At 57.7% G+C, this 20177-nt stretch carries 14 protein-coding genes and 1 tRNA gene; all 15 read right to left on the bottom strand.

What is annotated here, in order from left to right:
* Positions 1–15: 15 nt before the first annotated feature.
* Complete coding sequence (locus GM668_RS21285) at positions 16–558, bottom strand: cytochrome b (protein WP_155440965.1); 543 nt, start codon at positions 556–558, stop codon at positions 16–18.
* A 9-nt stretch (positions 559–567) separates the two neighbouring features.
* Positions 568–2661: a [FeFe] hydrogenase, group A gene (locus tag GM668_RS21280; RefSeq protein ID WP_155440964.1), complete on the bottom strand. Its 2094-nt coding sequence runs from the start codon at positions 2659–2661 to the stop codon at positions 568–570.
* A gap of 60 nt (positions 2662–2721) precedes the next feature.
* Positions 2722–2919 carry a YgaP family membrane protein gene (locus GM668_RS21275; RefSeq protein WP_155440963.1) on the bottom strand — a complete coding sequence of 66 codons (198 nt, stop codon included), beginning with the start codon at positions 2917–2919 and terminating at the stop codon, positions 2722–2724.
* 39 nt (positions 2920–2958) lie between these two features.
* The gene (locus tag GM668_RS21270) at positions 2959–3477 is read right to left on the bottom strand and encodes a phasin family protein (protein ID WP_170305744.1); all 519 of its coding nucleotides are present in this window, start codon (positions 3475–3477) and stop codon (positions 2959–2961) included.
* 38 nt (positions 3478–3515) lie between these two features.
* Positions 3516–5210: an AMP-binding protein gene (locus GM668_RS21265; protein ID WP_155440961.1), complete on the bottom strand. Its 1695-nt coding sequence runs from the start codon at positions 5208–5210 to the stop codon at positions 3516–3518.
* Between the two features lie 165 nt (positions 5211–5375).
* Entirely contained in the window at positions 5376–6797 is a 1422-nt protein-coding gene (locus tag GM668_RS21260) for a wax ester/triacylglycerol synthase family O-acyltransferase (RefSeq protein WP_155440960.1), read from the bottom strand.
* A gap of 658 nt (positions 6798–7455) precedes the next feature.
* A complete protein-coding gene (locus GM668_RS21255) occupies positions 7456–8055 on the bottom strand; it encodes a tetratricopeptide repeat protein (RefSeq protein WP_155440959.1) in 600 nt (199 codons plus the stop codon).
* A gap of 9 nt (positions 8056–8064) precedes the next feature.
* Positions 8065–8475 (bottom strand): hypothetical protein, encoded by a 411-nt coding sequence (locus GM668_RS21250; RefSeq protein WP_155440958.1) that lies wholly within the window; start codon positions 8473–8475, stop codon positions 8065–8067.
* Positions 8476–9157: 682 nt separating this feature from the next.
* Entirely contained in the window at positions 9158–9565 is a 408-nt protein-coding gene (locus GM668_RS21245) for a hypothetical protein (protein ID WP_155440957.1), read from the bottom strand.
* Positions 9566–9575: 10 nt separating this feature from the next.
* Complete coding sequence (locus GM668_RS21240) at positions 9576–11858, bottom strand: DUF4329 domain-containing protein (RefSeq protein WP_170305743.1); 2283 nt, start codon at positions 11856–11858, stop codon at positions 9576–9578.
* An 8-nt stretch (positions 11859–11866) separates the two neighbouring features.
* Positions 11867–14146, bottom strand: a complete 2280-nt coding sequence (locus GM668_RS21235; RefSeq protein WP_155440955.1) for a DUF6531 domain-containing protein — start codon at positions 14144–14146, stop codon at positions 11867–11869.
* Positions 14147–14547: 401 nt separating this feature from the next.
* A tRNA-Ser gene (locus GM668_RS21230) sits at positions 14548–14640 on the bottom strand.
* A 136-nt stretch (positions 14641–14776) separates the two neighbouring features.
* Positions 14777–17020 carry a calcium-binding protein gene (locus GM668_RS31610; protein ID WP_155440954.1) on the bottom strand — a complete coding sequence of 748 codons (2244 nt, stop codon included), beginning with the start codon at positions 17018–17020 and terminating at the stop codon, positions 14777–14779.
* Between the two features lie 228 nt (positions 17021–17248).
* Positions 17249–18514: an aspartate kinase gene (locus GM668_RS21220; protein ID WP_155440953.1), complete on the bottom strand. Its 1266-nt coding sequence runs from the start codon at positions 18512–18514 to the stop codon at positions 17249–17251.
* A 138-nt stretch (positions 18515–18652) separates the two neighbouring features.
* Positions 18653–20053: a tRNA lysidine(34) synthetase TilS gene (gene tilS / locus GM668_RS21215; RefSeq protein WP_155440952.1), complete on the bottom strand. Its 1401-nt coding sequence runs from the start codon at positions 20051–20053 to the stop codon at positions 18653–18655.
* Between the last annotated feature and the right edge of the window lie 124 nt (positions 20054–20177).

Raw genomic sequence — 20177 nt, 5'->3', positions numbered from 1 at the left:
TCCTCCTTTCGTTGTTCAGCGCCGCCAGCGCGGCAACATCGAGAGCAATATCCCATCCTTCAAAATATAGTGGTGAAATAGCGCGGCCAACGCATGGCATCCGGCCAGCCATAGCAAGGCATCGCCCAGCCATTCATGCACTTCGGCCATGGCCTCTCCGGCATCTGGCGACGGCGCCAGCATCGGCGAAATACTGATCCCGGCAAACAACGTCAATGCGTGCCCCTGCAGCCATACGCTGGCGATCGCGGACAATGGCACAGAAAAGAGCAATAGGTAGAGCACCCCATGCATGCTGCTTGCGGCGAGCGCCATCCAGCGCACCGTGGCGGCCGGTACCGGCCGCACAGCAGCGAAGCGCCAAAGCACGCGGACCACGCTCAGGCCGAATACAGCGAGTCCCAGTGTCTCGTGCAACTGCAGCCTTATGCTGTTGCCGGCGGCCTGTGCGCCATGCTCTTCCGGCGCGGCGATGAAAGCACTGAGCACCAGTGCCGCCGTGGCCCAGTGCACCAGTTGCGCCACCGGGTCATGGTGTGCGCTCGATAGCTTGCGCATATTTCCCCCTTATGCAATCGAAGTGTGTCCAGGAATCCGCACCAGGCGCTTGATCAGCATTGCCGGTATTCCGTCTGCAGGCGCAAGCTCGGCTTCCACGTGAAACGCGCACCGCTCGCCCGCTGGCGTTATCACCGTCAAGTCTTCCGGATCCGCAGCAGATGCCATCGTGTGCCGCAAAAATGCCGGTCCATACCGGCGGGGCGGCAATTGCGTGTCGATGAACGCTTGAATCTGCAAGGCCCCGTGCAAATCGCCATGGCGCGATGCTGTCTGCCACACGACGTCAGGATGGCATAGCCGCGCCGCGCTGCTGCCATCGCGCCGGTCTACGCAATCCAGAAAGCGCATGAGCAGCAGGCGGCTGGAGTTGCGCGCCGCATAGCTGGTGTGAAGCAGCGCATGCGCCTGCACGGAATTGGGCGCCTCCAGTTCTTCTGCATACAATGCCTGGACATCCGGATTTTCATAGGAGCGGCGCCTCGGCGCCTGTTTATCGATGCTGTACACCGCCTGCATGCGCTTTTCCAGCACCTGCGGATCCATGGATTTCGGCTCGCCACCGCCCCCCAGGCAACCACCCACGCAGGCCATGACTTCGATGGCGATGAATTCGTCGCGCCAAGTTTCTGTTTCCAGCAAGCGCTGCGCGGTGGCAATGCCATTGCAGATGGCAACCTTGCCGAGGCCCGGGATTTGCGCAGTTTTCACGCCTTGCGTAACGCCGCGCAGTGGCTGCCATTCCAAGGGCAGCGATTCTTCCACGCCGGCAAAATGGGCTGCCGTCCGCACCATCGCTTCCATGACGCCCCCTGAAGCGGCAAAGATCTGCGCCGCACCCGTGCTGGCGCCCAGCGGCTGGTCAAATGCGCCATCGTCGGGCAACGCATGGAAGGCGATGCCGCGCGCCTTGATCATCCTGGCCAGTTCGCGCGTGGTGACAGCATGGTCCAGGTCGCCAGCCATGCCCGGCCGTACCGCTTCATCTTTCTTGGCGGTGCAGGGCATGACGCTAACCACGTAGGGCTCCTCGCAGCCGCTGGAAAAGCCTGGTCCCAGCGTGCGCGCAAATGCGCTGCGTTTCGTCAGGGCGCCATGCATTTGCTGTGGCGACTTGGCTGTGCTCAGGTGCGGCAACAGATCCGGGCGGTTAATTTCAACCCAGTTGACCCAGCCGGGGCAGCAGGAAGTGAACAGGGGAAGACGGTGCCGGCTGGGCGCAGCCAGGCGGCCCAGCAACTCCGTGGCCTCTTCCATGATGGTCAGGTCGGCGCCGAAGTTGCTGTCGAAGATGTAATCAAAGCCCAGGCGGCGCAGCGCATGGATCATTTTTCCCGTGCTGACAGTGCCGGGCGCCATGCCGAATTCCTCGCCGATGGCAATGCGCGTGGCCGGCGCCACTTGCACTGCCGTGACGCGCCTGCGGCCATCCAGGGTGTGCAATACGTCATGCCAGTGCGGTGTTTCGACCAGCGCGCCCACCGGACATGCCGATGTGCATTGGCCACATGAAATGCATTGGGTGTTGGCCAGCGGCTGGTCGAACACGGTGACCGGCAAGCGCCCGGTTCCGCGCTCGGCAAAGCCAATCACGTATTGGCCCTGGCCGCTGGCGCCGCACGCTTCCACGCACAAGCCGCACTCAACGCATTTCGACAGGTCGCGCCAGATGCTGGGCGAAGTATGGTCGGTGAGCCTGTGCTCCGGATGGCGCTCCGTCCCGCGGGCCAGCTTTTCCCAGCGGTCTTCCCATTGGTTTTCGCTGACCAGGTTTTGCAGCCGGCATGCGCCATTGACTTCGCAATGCATGCAGTCATTGGGATGGCGCGCCAGCAGCCATTGCGCATCCATGGCCCGAAACTGGCGCAGTTCCTCGGCATCCGTCGTGACAACGTCACCTTCGCTGGCCTTCGTGATACATGCCGGCTGCGGATGGGCCTGTCCTGCAACCTGCACGAGGCACATGCGGCATACGGCATGCGATGGCAGGCGGGGGTGAAAGCACAGCGTAGGAATATACACACCGGCCTCTCTTGCGGCATCGAGAAAGGTCGCGCCGTCACTGACCTCCACGGTGCGGCCATTGATCGTCAGCCTGATCATGTCAACCATCCCTTTCACTCGCCGTCACCCTGGCGCCGGCCCATACATGGGTGCAGCCATCTAACGCCGATGCGATGCGGAGCAGGTGTTGAAGCCCAGCAGGCTATACAGCGGACAGACGCCGGCGAAACCCGTCGCCAGCGGCACCAGTCCGAGCCATCCCCACATCCCTGCGTTGCCGCTTGCAGCAAGGCCGACCAGCACCAGACCCGCGACCATACGCAGGACCCGGTCGGCAGTTCCGACGTTGGTTTTCATGATAGCCCCCTCTTGATCCTATATCTGTGTGGCGGTGCTTTAGTGCGCCCGCTTGGTGCTGGTGCTGGTGCCGTCCGGGCTGGTCCGCTTCTGGCCCGCCTTCCGGCTACGGGTACCGGCCGCTGGGGAAATGGCCAGCGTTCCGCCGCGCGATCCTGCGGACAACCGGATAGCTGCTTCCAGCGCCGTGACGTCTTGCCGCAGCCTGTCGATATCGTCACGGGACGGAACGCCCATCCGGTGCAGCGTACCGGCCACGCGTGTTTCGAAATACTGTTCGATCTTTTCCCATGAAGCATTGGCCTGCCGCGCAACATCTTCCGCCAACTGTCCGACTTTGCCGGCCACATCCGGAACCTTGCCCCGGCTCAGCTCCCGCGTCAATTTGTGCAATTGCGCGCCGTCGTGCACCAGGGCCTCGAACAATTTTCCGCCGTCTAGCCGCGTGGCCGCAAATGCGCCCAATCCAGCCTGCCAGATTTGCTGGGCCGACGCAGATACTGCGTTGACCAGGCTGTCCACCTCATCGGCCGCTACGCCTTTCCGTTTTTTTGCCATGTTCACTCTCCTTGTTAAACGCCTTCGACTCCGCTGCCTCAGGTATCCGCCATGCTGGAGGCTGTTGACTCTTCTTCCGCCCATACCACGCGCCGCAATATTTTTCCAATCGGTGACTTGGGCAATACGCCGGCACGAAATACCACGATCCGTGGCAGCTTGTAGCCGGTCAGGTACTGGCTGCAATGTGCCAGCAAATCTTCGGCTGTGAGGGCCGGGTCGCGCCGCACTACGACGATTTTCACGGTCTCTCCCGAGTGCAGGTCGGATGCGCGAATTGCCGCCACTTCCGCCACCCCGGGATGCATGGCCACCACCTCTTCGACCTCATTCGGATAGACTTTAAAGCCGGACACCACGATGACATCCTTCTTGCGGTCAACCAGCCGGACAACTCCCCTCTCATCCATCACCCCGATATCGCCCGTACGCAGCCATCCGTCCGCATGGAACACCCTCGCGGTCTCGTCCGGCATGTTCCAGTAGCCCTGCATGACTTGCGGGCCGCGCACGCAAATCTCGCCACCTTGTCCATAGGGCAGTTCCTCGCCCCGATCATCCATGATGGCCACTTCGGTGGACGGCAGCGGCAAGCCTATGGCGCCGGAAAATGTATGCTGGCCAACCGGGTTGGCGCAAACGATCGGCGCGGTTTCAGTCAGCCCGTACCCCTCAATCAGCGGCCGACCGGTTGCTTGCTGCCAGCGCTCAGCCACCGGGCGCTGCACGGCCATTCCGCCTGCCACCACGAGCTTCAGCCGGTCCATCGGCACTTTTCCCAATGCAGGCTGATCGAGCAGCGCGCCAAACAGGGTATTGACGCCGATCATGACGCTGACCGGATAGTGGCGCAGCTCCCGGATCAGCGCTGGCACGTCGCGTGGATCCGTGACCAGCACAATGTGGGCGCCCAGCCTGCAAAACGTCAGTGCCGCTGTCAGTGCGAAGACGTGATAGAGCGGCAGCGGAACCAGGGCAGTCTCGGCGCCAGGCGCCAGTGTGCCCGTCACCCAGGCTGCGGTTTGTTCGATATTGGCCAGCAGGTTGCCATGGCTGAGTACAGCGCCTTTCGGCACGCCGGTGGTGCCGCCCGTATATTGCAGGAAGGCGCAGTCTTCCCGGCCCACTTGAACCGCAGGCGGCGCGCATTCAGCGCCGCGCCGGAGCGCATCGGCGAACCGGACCGCATCGCGGATGCGCCAGTCCGGCACCATGTGGCGCACACGCCGGACCAGCAAGTTGACGATTTGCGCCTTGGGAAAATGCAGCAGGTCGCCAACCTGCGTGACGATGACATGCCGGACCGCCGTCTGGGGCAGCGCCTGTTCCAGCGTATGGGCGAAATGATCAAGGACCACGATGGCCGTGGCGCCGCTGTCCGCCAGCTGGTGCTGCAATTCGCGCGCCGTATAGAGAGGATTGACGTTGACCACCACACAGCCGGCGCGCAGGGCGCCAAACAGCGCGACGGGATATTGCAGCAGATTGGGCATCATGACGGCCAGCCGGTCGCCGCCGCGCAGTCCTGCCACGCTGCACAAATAGGCGGCGAAACGGTGCACCAGCCCTTCCAGTTCATGCCAGGTCAGCGTGGTGTGCAGGTTGCTGAAGGCCGGCCTGTCGCCGTATGTGCTGCAAATCCACGCAAACAGCGCGTTCAGCGACTTGAACACGTCGACTTGCACTTCCGCAGGAATACCCGGAGGGTAATGCTCTAGCCAGACCTTATGCATTGCAGCCCCACTGTCGTGAATCCGCAAACGTCATCCGATTGCGGCACCGTGCACGTTATCTGCAAATGATTGTAGAGGACAGTATTGATGCGGTCGCGCCATCCGCGCTGCGTGTTTTGACCGAAATCAAATATTCTATGAAAAAAGATCCAGATGGCGAGCGGCTCAGCCGCCATCGCCGGCATCGCCCGGCCATGGCATCATCAATGCCGCCAGCAGCAAGGCTTCAAATTGCCTGGCAAACAGTTGAGGGATGCGGTCCGGGTCGGGTATGCGGCGCGCATCGGCGGCGACCCCGAAATTAAGCTGCCCGGCATAACTGAGCAGGCTGATGCCCAGGCCGATGCCGCCCGATTGCGGCACCCAGAACAGCTGGCGGGTGATGCGCTGGCCGGCCAGATAACGGGCATGGTCCGGGCCATGGACATTGGTCACAACCATGCTGGCATTGGCCGCAAGCGCTTCCAGCAAGCGTTCTTTCAGCGGCTCCGGCGCCACGCCGATTGCGGTAAGGATCGCGAGCGCCACTTGTGGCTGAGTGGATTGCTTCAGCAAATCCATGCGCTTATGGACTTCGATGGCACGCTGCACGGGGTCGCCAATGGCCGACGGTAAATCAAGGAAGACCAGTCCGAACTGGTTGCCCAGTTCCGTCAACCGTCCCGGCGGCCGCAGGTTGACGGGCACCAGCGCCCTCAAATCAAGCTTTGCAGCCGTATCGCTTTGGTCCTCCAGGTAAGCGGCCAGCGCACCGGTAACGCACGCGACCAGCACGTCATTGACCGTGCAGCCGAGTACGGCCGCGACGGCCTTGATGTCGGCCAGCGCGATGGGGGCGGCCCACGCGACTTTCTTGATGACCCCCAGCTTGCCTTTCAGCCGGCTTGGCGCATCCGGCGTCATGCCGGCGATCACTGCCGCCTGATAGAGCAGGTCAGCGCCTGTCCGCGCGGCTCCCCGTACGATGCGGGGTTCGTTCACCACGGCGGCGCCGATGCCTGCCGCGGTTTGCACCAGGCGCAGCGCATCGCCGGCGGCTTCCGTGACAGGTCCCAGCACATGTTCCCAGGCGCTACGGGCAGGCTGTTGCGGCGCCAGGTCTTCGCCGGCCATGCCGGGTCTGCCTGCATACGCATCGGTGAACGCATTGACGACATGTAACATCGCAAAACCATCGCCATAGCAATGATGTATCCGCATGATCACCGCACTGGTGCCGGGCATATCGATTAAATGGCACTGCCACATCGGCCGGGCGGGATCCAGCGGGGTACTGAAGAGGTCACTGGCAACTTCCTGCAGCGCCGTGTCCCCGGCAGGCAGCGCCATGTGCCTGACATGCCAGTCCAGGTCGAATTCCGCATCGGTTTCCCAGTACGGACTGCCGGCAGCATCGGCTACGCGCTGGCGGAAGCGGTGAAAGCACAGCATGCGTGTGCGGATCACGTCGCGCAACTGCTGCAATCCGACTGGCGCTTCAAGCATCAGCATGCCGCAAATCATCATCAAATTGCTCGGGCGATCCATGCGCAGCCATGCGGTATCGACTGCAGTCAGCGCTTCACGTTGTGTCTGCGGGCGAGCCATTTTACAGGCAGCCTTGAGGCAACACACGACACGCCATGCTGGCGCTGCTCTTACCGATAAAAGTCAGTGGACCTGCAGTAACTTTGCGCATAATGCATGCTCCTGGATGGCACGACAATTTATAGGCAGCTATACCATTAAGCGAGTTTGGGCGACAGCGCAAGCGTCAAACTTTCGCTAAAAATATCAGCAAGTCGGCGGTTAGTGTCGGTGCTGCCCCGCAGTGGCACAGCACGCGCAGTTTTGGCCATGGCTTTTTACCGTGCGTTCTGAGTTATATGCGCAACACGGCCAAGAGAAAAGCCGAGTCCCGAAAAGAAAAAAGCCCTTGAAAATCAAGGGCTTTTCTCAGGTATCTGGCGGAGGCGGTGGGATTCGTACTGAAGTGGCTCTTCAGAGGGAAAATCCGCCTTCAAAAGCTCTGTTTATGGTTCAAGGCCCCTAAAAAGGCCCCCATCCCGGTAGGGACCGCAATTCAATGCACAATTGCAAGCAATTGGCTGCAAATCAATGAACCTACAATCCGGACATCGGGCCTGTAGCTTAACTTGATACCGGCAGTTTTGGAAATGCAAACTGCACGGGATCCCAAACCATACTATGGGTGACGTCGAAGTAACCACGCGCGATCCTATTACGGAGCCTGTCAGAATGGTTACTAGATGCTATTTTTTGCAATTGATAGATTTTTTCTCGCTCTAATGCCAATTTCTCCACGCACTCGAAGCAGTTGCTTGTAAATTCCAGCGGCCCGTCCGAATTGTCCTTGGTCAAAAATCGAGTTTCCCAAGTTCAGCATGATCGATTGGCGCTTCTTATTCTTAATTTGTGGAGATAAATCTAGCGCTCGTTGAAAATACCTTTCAGCAATTCTTGGGCGTCGCAACTCATCATAACAATTTCCCACAGCCATAAGAGCATCAATGTCATCCAACCGCGTGCGCAAAGATTTCTTAAATGCATTGCCCGCCTCTTCTATCTTCCTTTGCTTAAAAAGAATGTCACCAACACAATACCAAGCATGATTGCAATCGAATCGGAATTTTTTTCGCAATCGACACGTAGCAGGATCAATTAATATCCTCAACGCTGCACCGAGCTTTCCCTGATTGCAAAGTTCATAGATCCTTACAAAAGGATCGTGGTCTTTACTAGCCATTCGCAGGGAAATTGGCGATCGTTTTCCCGCCGCCTGCCCTGACAGTAACAGTATGCGTTTTACCACAGTATGTGACCGATAATCGTTTTGTTCATCCACACAAGGATTTCAATTCGGCGTCCTTGATGCCGTTGGAAAAAAAATTTCCTTTCCAGTATCCGCATCAATAAGTATTCGCCTCGTCCAAAGTATATTTTTTTTACCATTCTCGGCGTCATTCAGGACATCGATACGTACCATCCAATATACTTTTCCGCGCAACGTCAATCTCAACTCACGCTTCTGTGCTTCAGTTAGTCTTAAACCAAAATCTGCCGGCTGATCTAACTTCTCGGCTCGCGCGCGATACGCTGTAATTTCGGTTCCATCTTGGCCTAGAATCTCAATTGATCTTTTAATTGCATCATCCTCTACAAGTAACTTCCTTACAGTTGACAACTCTTGGGCGTTCGCCCTAGCGCTGAGAAAAGTCGCTGCAATGGCGACCATTATAACGATACCAAGGCTTGCAACTCGCATTTTTACCTCTAGTGCTCAATTTTCACAAGACTGCGTGTAGGAGCTATTACGCTTCCTAGAAGAAATAGAACCTTTTCGTTTTTTAGGTCGATATATATTCATTTTTCCGTTAGGGCCACTCATATACAGAGTAACGCCATATTCATCAGCAGCCGCGATATCTTGGGTTGAAAAATTAATCCTTTGAATCTTCATTTTCATAGTCCGATGTTGGATACACGTTAATTTCCAGCTCAGCGCCAAACTGCATGATCAATGGAAGAGATTTCAAGTAAAGGGTGCAGGAGAATGCACGATTATAAACCGCCACTCTTATAAGCGGTGAATAGGATTTCAATACGTTAGCGTTATTCCGCAATGGAGATAAAAAAATCAACTATCGCCTTATCCAAATCGGCAGTAGCAAGCATGTCCTCACTAATGACCAATCCACTCCCTTGTCCTCGGCAATCCTCAAAAAATAATTACGATCAAGACGGGGGCATCCTTCGGGGAAATCACCGTCCCAATTTTTTAAAATTAACTCAACCTCAATCTCACGGGTAGTTGTCGAACCCTACATTCATAATGAAAGCTCCTCTTTTTACCATTCCACAATTCCCGCTACGGATTCGGACAAGTTTCTTCTTCACGACGTTTACGTTCTGCTAAACACTTCTCGCCCCTGGAAGTAGTTGTATTACTAAGGTTCAGAAACGGCAATATTTCCCTTCTCATCCATTTCAATTAGTTTTGACTTCACTAAACCCGATGAAAATCCCCTAGATATAACAATAAAAAGCCGAATTCCATCACCATCTTTCTTCTCAAAAGTCAATTGCATTCCGTTTATGTTCATCCCTTCTAGGGACTTCAACTGCAGTCCATTTAATTGAACTTTCTTACCAAAAGCCTCAATCTGAAGACTGGCGATACCATTTTCCGTTTGCGTTCCGACGATTTTTGCCACTCCTGTCGCAGCAGGCCCTTTTGAACTAATTGAAAAATCAGACCAACCCAATATGCCCTCCTTGGAAGCAACACTTATACTCGAAAAAAGAAACTGAAACAACACCATGAAAAATAGAAAAATTCTTTTATTTAAAATCATGGCCCTACTCCTATTCGCAATTGTTTAAATCTTTATTCACAATCCGACCCACTCTACCTCGGCGTGCTCTTTGTGGATCAGGCATGTAACGCTTAATCGCACCGCTAGGCGTACCGAGATATGTTGGCCACCCAAGTCGATCTCCCATATCTTTATCTTCCGGAGAGAAGTTCTCGTTGTCATAGTCAGGATCGTAAGCTGCATGGGTGTGGTAGGCCCCATATACTGGTGCAATCATTGGTTTGGATGGCATATGCCCGCCGGCTGGACCAAATCGAGTTGGTTCGTCATACGTATAACCAGGACCACGATTTCGATCTTTATATATCCATCCACCATATTCCCGGTTCTCTGCGATCGACCTAGGGTTTATGTAGTGTATTGCATCACGGGCAGCAGCTTCTGCCGTATAGAAATGATCGCCAGGTGCCAGCCCGTACTGGTCAGAGTACTTTAGTGGATTACCGAGAACGTAGCCGAAGGTATTGATCCCGCCACGCAAACCAATCGGATCACTCTGCACATATCGTCCAGTTTGCGGATCATAATCCCGGAAGTAGTTGTAATGAAGGTTAGTCTCCTTGTCATACAACTGCCCGGGAAAGCGCGCGTTGTATGTAAATACCGTTCCACTTGCATTTTCAACCGGCTGCGCCATGCCGAATGGATCAGCGTCCAGCCAGCTCCACACGACGCTATTACTGGCCGCAGCCATGATCATCCGCGGCGTATTGATGTGGTCGGAATAAATGTAGCCCACCGACGTCGTCACCACTGCCGGCGTACCACTGGCAACCTGCTTCAACACACCAACCGGCTGATCCCCCAGGAACACCGTCTCCTGCAACACCGCCCCGCTGGCGTCATACTGCCCTAGCAGACGTCCTTGTTCGTCATACACGTACGCTGCGGCGCCAGTCGGCGTGGTCGTCCCCGTCTTGCTGGTACGCTGCCCGATGCCGTTATACAGATAGCTGGTAGTCACCCCACCATACACACTGGTCTTCATCCGGCCACGTTCACTATAGGTGTAGCTAACAGTGCCGTCGCCAGTGAGATTGCCGGCCGCATCAAATGCATTACTCTTGGCTGGCACTGGCCCGCTGGTGCTGGCCAGGCGATTGCTGGTCGCCGCAATGGTGTTGCTGTAAGTGCTGGCGCCGATTTTCAGCTGGGTACGATTGCCCGTGGCGTCATAGGCAAAACTTTGCGTACCAGTGCTGCCGGTGTATGTCAGCAGCCTACTCAGGCCATCGTAGGTAAAGGTCTGGTTATAGCTGGCGGCATTGGCGGTCCCCGTATGGTTAAGTGCCGCGATCCTGCTGGCCGCGTCGTAGGTGACGGTTCGCATCACACTACCTAACGGGTAAGAAACCAGCCGTCCGTCCAGATCAAACGTCCGCGCATACATGTTGGGTGCCGCTTCGCTGCTGTTGCCCCAGGCCCAGCTTTGCACACCGCCGAACGGCGCATACAGCACCTGGTCCAGCAACACGATCGACGTCGCGGTATCGGTGCCGCCATTGGAATCAGATGGGTGCAGCGTAAGCTTGTTAACCCTGCCATCCGTACCATAGGCATAGTCGATCCGGTTACCGCTTGGATAAGTCAGGCTGGCAAGCCGGCCATTGCTGTCATAGGCATAGGAGACCGTGCGGTTGACCGTCCCCAGCGCATGCGTGATGGTTTGCACTTTGCTCAGCAAGCGCCCCGCCTGGTCGTACGCGTAGGTGGTCTGGCCGGATTCGTCCGTCATTTTCGTCAAGCGGCCAATCGCATTGGGCGCGCCGGATGGTCCGCCATCATATTCCAGCGTGGTCGGCGTACCACCGCCATAGCTGATACTAGTAACGCGGTTCAACGCATCATAGGTATAGGTGCTCACCTTGCCGCGTGCATCGATACTGGTCAGCATATTGCCGGCAAGGTCGAAGGTACGGGCCGTCGCGCCAGTGTCCGGGCTGGCCAGTCCAGGCTGGTTGCCCAGGCCGTCATTGGTGTACGTCGTCGTCAAACTGCGCGGATCGGCCACCGTACTCAATTGGTCAATGCCGTCATACGTCAAGTTGGTGGTGGGCCGGGCCACACCGGCGGCAGGAACCGGCTGGATCGACTGCTTGATGCGGTACAGCGCGTCATAGCTGAAGTTGGTGACATTGCCCAGCGGGTCGGTGCGCTGGGTCAGGTTCCCCATCTGGTCATACTGGAAATTGCTGGTCGTGTTCTGCCCGGTCTGGGCAACACTGCTGCCCGCAACAGCGGCCATCAGTGCCCCGGCAATGGCGCGTGTCATTTGGCACTTCATTGCACACCTCCGGTCTGCTGTTTCAGCTGGCCCAGCGTGTCGAATACGCGCGTGGTCTGGCGCGCCAGGGTTCCCGCCGAATCCTTGACTTGCTCGCTCAAGCGGTTGCCCATCGCATCCAGGGTGTAAGTGATGCTGTTGCCGAGGTTGTCGGCGATCCCGGTCAGGCGCAGCGCCGCGTCATAGCTGTACGTGATGGTGGCGCCGTTGGGCAGCACGGCTTGTGTCAGGCAATTGGCGCCATCGTAGGTATAGCTGGTGGTTTCATTTCCCACGCTATGCGTCGCAATTTGCCCCCGCAATGTGTACGTCAGTGTCGTCACGTTGCCGTTCGGATCAGTGATGGTGCCGACCCGGCCATCGGCGTCATAGCCGGTGAACGTGGTTTGATGGCCCAGCGCATTGGTGACACTGGCCAGGTTACCGCTGGCGTCGTAGCTATAGGTGGTCAGATCGTTGACATCGGTGCGCGGACCTTTCGCCGTCAACACCTGCCCGTAACTGTTATAGGTGTATTGCCAGACACGCGGGCTGCCCACGGCTGTGGCAGTAAAGCCTTGTGTCCCATTGGCGTCGCTGGTCGCCTGCACGACTTTTCCAAGCAACAGGCCATTCGTATCGTAGCTGAATGTTGTGATGCGGCGCGGCTCGGCAATCCTTGCGGGCAGGCGCAAGGTCGGGTGCCATTCGGTCTTGATCGTGCGCGCCACGGCAGTGCCACTGCCCTCCACACGGCTCAGTTCCAGGTTACGCACCAGATCGTAGCTGTAGGTCGTTACGTTACCGTTGTAGTCCGTGCGCGACGCGAAGTTGCCATTGGTATCGTAAGAAATAAAGCTATAAACTATGCCGCCTGAACCGTTGGGCCTGTTTTCGGACGTCTGCAACTCCATCCCGTTGAGCGTGGTATAGCCGGGACTCGTGGTTGCGCCCAACGCATTGGTGTACGACCGGGGCGAGTAGCTGATGGTGACCTTATCCGCGCCACCCGCATGCTCTGTCGACACAGGCCAGCCGTTGGTATCGTAACGGAAGATCGCATAGCGGGAGATCACTCCAGGACTGGTATCGAACGACAAGCCCGTCAGCAGCCTGTCATTTCCAGTACCGGTCTTTAGCTGATACGCCGGTTCGTTATAGTGATACAGCTTCTTCAAACCATCCGGATAGGTCACGCTGGCCAAATTGCCGAATGCGTCATACGCGTACAGAAAGACTTTTTCTGACGGCGTCGTCATGCTGATGATGCGATTCTTATCGTCATAGCCCAGCATCAACGACCGGCCAAAGTTGTCGATAACTTTGATTAGCAGATTAGGGGCACTGGCGATCGTGACGGGCGTGCTGCTGTCGCTGTAGATGAAGGACAACGATAGACCGTTCGCATATTTGATGTCGGTTAATTGACCGGTATCGCCATAATATTCAACGTCATTGGCAGCCGTCGTCAACCGCCATGCCGTCACGTTACCCAGCTCGTTGCGTGTGGCGGACAGTTTCATATTGACGTCCGCATCGGCAGTCCAGCTCGCGCCGCCGTCGTTCGACCGGAAAAACTGCGAATAGCCGTCTGCGCGCGTCACCCGGGCAAATGGCGTCACTGCCGTTGGCGGGTCGATCGGCAGGTACGCATACTCGCCGCTCGCCTGCTGCTTGTATTCGCGTACATAATACGGCGCAGAACTGCTCAGGTTGCTCGTCACGCGCATTGAATAATTGTGGCGCCACCCTGGCGACACGCCCTCTGTTGCATGCAACGTCCAGTAGCTGCTGTAGAGACGGGTAAATTGCAGTTCCAGGCTAGAGGCATAATCCAGTTCCGTCTGGACCTTTTCTTTCTTCGCCATATTGATGGGGTTGCCCTTTTTGGGGGACGGACACTCTTGGCATGGCTTTTCTTTGACGACACCGGGAATGATGCATTGGGTCTGCCCATTCACTGCGCCCATCATGCCTTGGGCGCAATCGAGCACCCAGCTGAAACCTGCCCAGCGCATCGTGGCCACCGTGCCGTCTGGCTGACTCATGCCGCAATAAATGGTCACATCAGGTCCGGCAGCATTGGCGTTGGGTGTAAAGGTCAAATGATGAACGAACCACGCCCCGACGCAGCCTTTGGTGGCCAGCAGGGTGGCATCTGGATAAATGGATGACCCAAAGCGGTAGCCGCCAATCGGAGAACGGTAGGTTGTCGCGGCGTCAACCGCCAACGACTGCAACAAAAAAATGAGCAGGGCAAGGATGGACAGGCATGGCCTGACGCGAGCACGCAGCATGGGGTATCTCCAGGATTAGCACTATTTCCACATGGAAACCATGGATACGGTACCCCGGCAAACCAGCGCACATTCTCACCAATTGTGGCGAGACGGCGCTTTTAAGCCAAAAACCAGAAGGTGGTTTACGAAAGCAACAGAAAGATCAACGATTGTCGGCGCAGCGCGACAGCCTGAAATGATTTCAACGGACAGCGCGTCAGCTCTGCCCACTCTGCGGTCAAGATCAGCGCCAACACAAGCAGAATCGATACCCAGCCAATTCGGAGGGAAATAACACGACGTATATGACCGCCAAATGCGGATTCGTACTGAGCCCCGTTTTTAGGGGCCTTTTATCGAATAATCTAGATCAACAAAAGCGAAAAAGCCCTTGATTAACAAGGGCTTTTTCTAAATACTGGCGGAGGCGGTGGGATTCGAACCCACGATACAGGTTTTGCCCGTATGCTTCCTTAGCAGGGAAGTGCCTTCGGCCACTCGGCCACGCCTCCTAGTCGATTACTCAACTATCGTCTTTCTCTTCTGCATTGCTGCGTCGATCAGACGAGCGCTATAGTAATGGCCGTACCGGGATTGGTCAAGGAAACGCAGCCATTTTTTTGAAAATATTTACTGATTGCTCATAAATCATGCAACCGGGTATTGATGTGCCCCAGACGGACGGCGTGCCGGCGCCAGCTCCTCGACCATTCGGCGGTAGATATCGTAAGCACGCTGGTATTTTCCAGCAACGATGGCAGCAACCGCCGGGCGCAGTGACCTGCGCCACAGGCGGCGGTACAGCGCCGCGTCATGGCGGGTGGCGGCGACGATGCGCGGGGCGACGCGGTAATACACGCCGATATCGCGCTGCCAGTCGGGCCGCGCTGCCATGACGTGGTCGCGGAACCAGCGCAGGGTTTCAAGCACGCGGCAATTGTCGGCCCAGCCGAATTGCTCCGCCGTGGCCGTGGTAATGAAACAGCCGGCCGGCCCGGAATAGGATCCTGTAATCATCACGTTGCCGGTGGTGTCGGTGGCGGTGCTGAAAGTCCAGTCGGTCAGGGTCTTGTTTTGCAGCGTGACCGTATTGGTCTGGCCGGTAAAACTGATGACAATATCCGCGCCGCTTTGCGCGTACTTCACGTCGCTGGCTTTGACGGACGTATTGTCGACATAGATGGTGTCGCTATCCAGGTAGCTGTTGAAGTCCGTGATCGTGTCCGAGCCGGCATTGGCCGCACTGGTGCTGCTGGAATTCTGGTCGGTCGACAGGCACGAGGTGAGTACGTGGAAGTAGTCGTTGCCGGCTCCGCCCGTGTAACTGTCGTTGCCGCCCAAGCCGTACAGGTGATCAACGCCGCTGCCGCCGTTTAACTGGTCCATGGCCGTGCCGCCGATCAGCACGTCGCTGCCATCGCCGCCATACAGGATCCCCTGCTTCGTGGTTTTCACCTGCGCCAGCGATTCAATCGCGTTATAGCTGTCGGTCTTGCTGAAATCAATGCGCTGCAGCGACACCACATCAGAACCGGCCGTGCCGGTCAGGATGGTGGTGGAGGCGTCGTAGCCGCCATCCAAGGTCTGTCCCGCAAACGATCCCATCACATACATTTTGCCGCTGGTGACGCCAAAGTCGGACGCCGTCAACGTGCCCCCGCTGGCATTGGTATAGCCAGACAGGCTGACGTCGGCGCCATTCGACTTCACCGTGCTGCTGGTGATGTACAGGCCCGAAGACAGGTAAGTGTTGAGCATGTTCTTGATCGCGTTGACGTCCCCGCCAAACAGGCTGGTAAAGTCACTGTCGAGCGCCGCCTTGATCCGGTATGCGCCGGTGGTGTCCTTGACGAACATGGTGGCGCCGGTCACGGCGCTGTATTCGACGTCGAGCACCACGTCCTTGTCAAACGTCAGTTGCAGCGTATCTTCACGGGGGTCGAAGTCCGTCAATTCGATGTAGGTGCCGGACACGATGCTGGACGTGTTGACGGCAGAGCCGCCTGCGGACAGCTCGGTGACGAATTTGCCCAGCATGTCGGCCCCGAAGGTGATCGCGGTGGAGGCAATCGCATTCCAGCCCGTGCCAAGCGAGAACAGGCTTTTCACCAGGTAGCTGGCGGCATTGCTGGTGCCGGCCTTGGCGATCGTGCCTGCCGCAATGCTGCCCCAATCCGTGCTGGACGAGGCGCTGCCCGGCATATACAGGTCCGAACACAAGGTGAAAACATCGTAGCCGGCGCCGCCGGTCAAGACCGGCTTGTAGCCGACGCCCAAAGTGGCGCTCAGCTGGTCGTTGCCGTCACCGCCATTGAGGATGTCCGAGCCGGTGCCGCCCTTCAGGACATCGTCGCCGCTGCCGCCATTGAGCGTATCGTTGCCGTTGTTGCCGTACAGGATATCGTCGCCCGCGTCGCCATTGAGCTTGTCGTCGCCGTCGCGCCCATACATGATGTCGTTGCCATTGCCGCCATCCACCGTGTCGTTGCCCCAGCCGGCGTACGCGTAGTCGTCGCCGTCGCCGAGGTTGATATAGTCGGTGCCGCGCTCCGTGGTGTCGTCGTCCATGATGACGGTGTCATTCCCGCCCTTCATGTACATCGTGCTGGTCCAGTCCGCCTTGCCGGAATCATCGCTGATGGAATTCAGGTTGAACCAGTCGTCGCCCTCGCCGCCTGTAACGTTGATGGTGCGCACGTAAGCGTCGTTGAAGATATTGTCGTTATAGACGCCGAAGACTTCGAATTTGAACTTGGACCAGCCGCCGGCCACGGAGTTCATGTTGACGTTCAGCGTGACATCGAGCGTGTGCCACGAACTGTAATGCTTGGGGCCGCCATCCTTGACGTAGGTGTTGTTGCTGACATCCCAGGTCGCAGTTCTGTAATCCATTTCTCTCTCCAGTAGTTGTTGATCAGGTTGCCTTGCAGCCCAATGTATAAAGTGACTGTGGAGAAAATGTGTAGAAAGAGGCAAGCTTGCCGATTTTTAATTTAAATCAAACAAGTATGTGACTTCTTATTGACAGCATGTTGCAATTATGCATGACCACAAAAAACAAAACGCCCCGCACACCATCAGGCATGCGGGGCGCTTCAAGAAGCTCAGTGACGCGAAAGATTATTCGACGCGTGCGCTGACATCCTTTTCCAGCTCAAACGCCTTGTGCAGGGCGCGCACAGCCAGTTCCATGTACTTCTCATCGATCAGCACGGAAATCTTGATTTCCGAGGTCGAGATCATCAGGATGTTGATGCCCTCTTCCGACAGCACGCGGAACATCTTCGATGCCACGCCCACGTGGGAACGCATGCCCACGCCAACGACGGAAATCTTCGACACTTTGGCGTCACCCACGATGGTGGAGTGGCCCACTTCATCTTTGGAGCTGTGCAGCACGTCCAGCGCCTTCTGGTAGTCGTTGCGCGACACGGTGAAGGTGAAGTCGGTTTTGCCGTCGACGGACTGGTTCTGGATGATCATGTCCACTTCGACGTTGGCTTCGGCCACCGGGCCGAGGATGTGGTACGCCACACCTGGACGGTCCGGTACGCCCAATACGGTGATTTTGGCTTCGTCGCGGTTGAAGGCGATGCCGGAGATAACTGCTTGTTCCATGTGTGTGTCTTCCTCAAACGAAATCAGGGTGCCCGAGTTGGCTTCGGTTTCGAGATCCATCAGCGGATCGGTCAGCGACGACAAGACGCGGGTTGGCACGCGGTAGTTGCCGGCGAATTCCACCGAACGGGTTTGCAGGACTTTCGAGCCCAGCGACGCCAGTTCCAGCATCTCTTCGAAAGTGATTGCTTTCAGGCGGCGCGCTTCGGATACCACGCGCGGGTCGGTGGTGTAGACGCCATCGACGTCCGTGTAGATCAGGCATTCGGCCGCCTTCAGCGCGGCGGCAATCGCCACGGCGGAAGTGTCGGAGCCGCCACGGCCCAGGGTCGAGATGTTGTCATTCTCGTCCACGCCTTGGAAACCGGTAATGATGACGATCTTGCCGCTGTCCAGGTCACGCTTGACCTTTTCATCGTCGATCGACTGAATTCGGGCTTTGGTAAAAGCGGAATCGGTTTTAATCGCCACCTGCCAGCCGGCATACGATACGGCATCCTTGCCAATCGCCTGCAATGCCATCGACAGCAGGCCAACGGACACTTGCTCGCCAGTGGAGGCAATCATGTCCAGTTCGCGTGGGTCGGGCGGGTTTTGAATTTCCTTCGCCAGCGCGATCAGACGGTTGGTCTCGCCGGACATGGCCGACGGAACAACGACGATCTGGTGTCCTGCGTCGTGCCATTTGGCGACGCGGCGCGCGACGTTCTTGATGCGATCCGTCGAACCCATCGACGTGCCGCCGTACTTGTGAACGATTAAAGCCATTGGTGTTTCCGCTCAGTGATAATTTTTAAAGGAGGGCTTATAACTGTACAGCTTGCTCCGCGAAAGAACAAGCCAAAAAAGTTATGTAGTCATACTCAATTGGCATATGAACATACGAAAACGCATCAGTACCGTAGATTATTTTGCCACCCACCGGAATAAGACCCGTTTACCGCCGTCCTCCACCAAATGACGGCAGTCCATGCCGATACCCGCCGCAAACAGCAATTCGCCCGCGGCTTTCACCACTGGCAGGCGCTCCCGTTCCCACGCGGGGATGCCCAGCGCCTGGTAGTGCCGCTTCAGTGCGCGCGTTGGGCGGTTGTGGGCGGGCTTCAGGGTCTCGCCGCCGCTGCGAAAGCCTATCGTCAGCTTTTGCGCCTGCAGCCACGCCGCATCCAGGCCGCCCTGCAGCGTTTCTTCGATGTGCAGCACGCCGCCGTAGTCCGGGAACGCCAGTTGCGCTTCGCCCTGCCAGCGGAACGCCTGTTCGGGGGCGTCATCGAATTTATCTTCGCGCATGCCGGCCAGTTCGGGCAGGCGGGGCGCCAGCAGCAGGCGGCCACGGTGGCGGCGCACTTCGCACTCGGGGTGCGTGACGCACAGGTTGGTGTCTTCGCCTGCGCTTAACAGCTGTTCCAGCATTTCGTGCAGCCACGCGGTGGATGGCATGGCCAGGCCGCGCAGGCTGAACCAGCGGCGCAGCAGGTTGTAATTGCGGTCTGCGCTCAGGGTGTGCAGGTAGGCGACACTCAGTGTATCGCCGCTTCCCCCCTCTCCCGCCAGGGCGGTGGCCAAGTCCTGGTCCGCCAATTCGTCCAGCAGGCGCTGCGCCGATTGCGCATGCTGGGCGCTGCGGGCGAAGCGCTGCTGGTAGCCGGGGAAGTGCTGCGCCAGCGCCGGCATGACGAGGTGGCGCAGCGCGTTGCGTGCGTAGCGCGGATCCGCATTCGATTCATCGTCGATATGCGCCACGGCATGCGCTTGCTGGAACGCTTCCAATTGTTCGCGCGTGGCGGCCAGCAGCGGACGGGCCAGCAGCAGCGCATCGTTCTGCAGCAAATCGCGCGCGTGGTTGCTGGTATCCATGCCGGACAAGCCTGCCGTGCCGGAGCCGCGCAGCATTTGCAGCAGCACGGTTTCCGCCTGGTCGTCCAGGTGGTGGGCCGTCAGCAGCAATGGCACGCCGTGCTCGCGGCACATGGCGCCCAAGGCTGCGTAGCGCTGCTTGCGGGCGGCCGCTTCCACGCCGGATTTTTTCGCGTCTTGCAGCGCAATGCGGCTGGCGGCAAACGTCACGTTCAGCGCCGCGCATTGCTGTTCACAGTGCGCGAGCCAGCTGTCGGCGTTCGGACTGATGCCGTGGTGGACGTGGAAGGCGTACAGCGCCACATTGTTTTGTTTTGCCCAATCGTGGGCGATGCGCAGCAGGACGGAGGAGTCCAGGCCGCCGCTGTAGGCGATGGCAAGTTTGCCGTTGTGCGGGAGCGCGGACAGGCTGGCGGCGAATTGCGCGTCCAGTGATGCGGTTTTTTTCATGGTTTAAAACGTAAAAAACCGGAGGCGGTGTTACTCCGGCTCCGGTTCGTGGTCTGCCTGGCGGGTTTGTGCAACCCGCCCTACGCATTCCGCTGTATCTCATAGGCGGAATACGTGGGCGTGT

Origin of the sequence: Pseudoduganella ginsengisoli (assembly GCF_009720865.1) — a bacterium.
GTDB lineage: Bacteria > Pseudomonadota > Gammaproteobacteria > Burkholderiales > Burkholderiaceae_D > Rugamonas > Rugamonas ginsengisoli.
The sequence above is the reverse complement of the archived record's forward strand: the minus strand, read 5'-3'. Positions and strand labels throughout refer to the sequence as shown.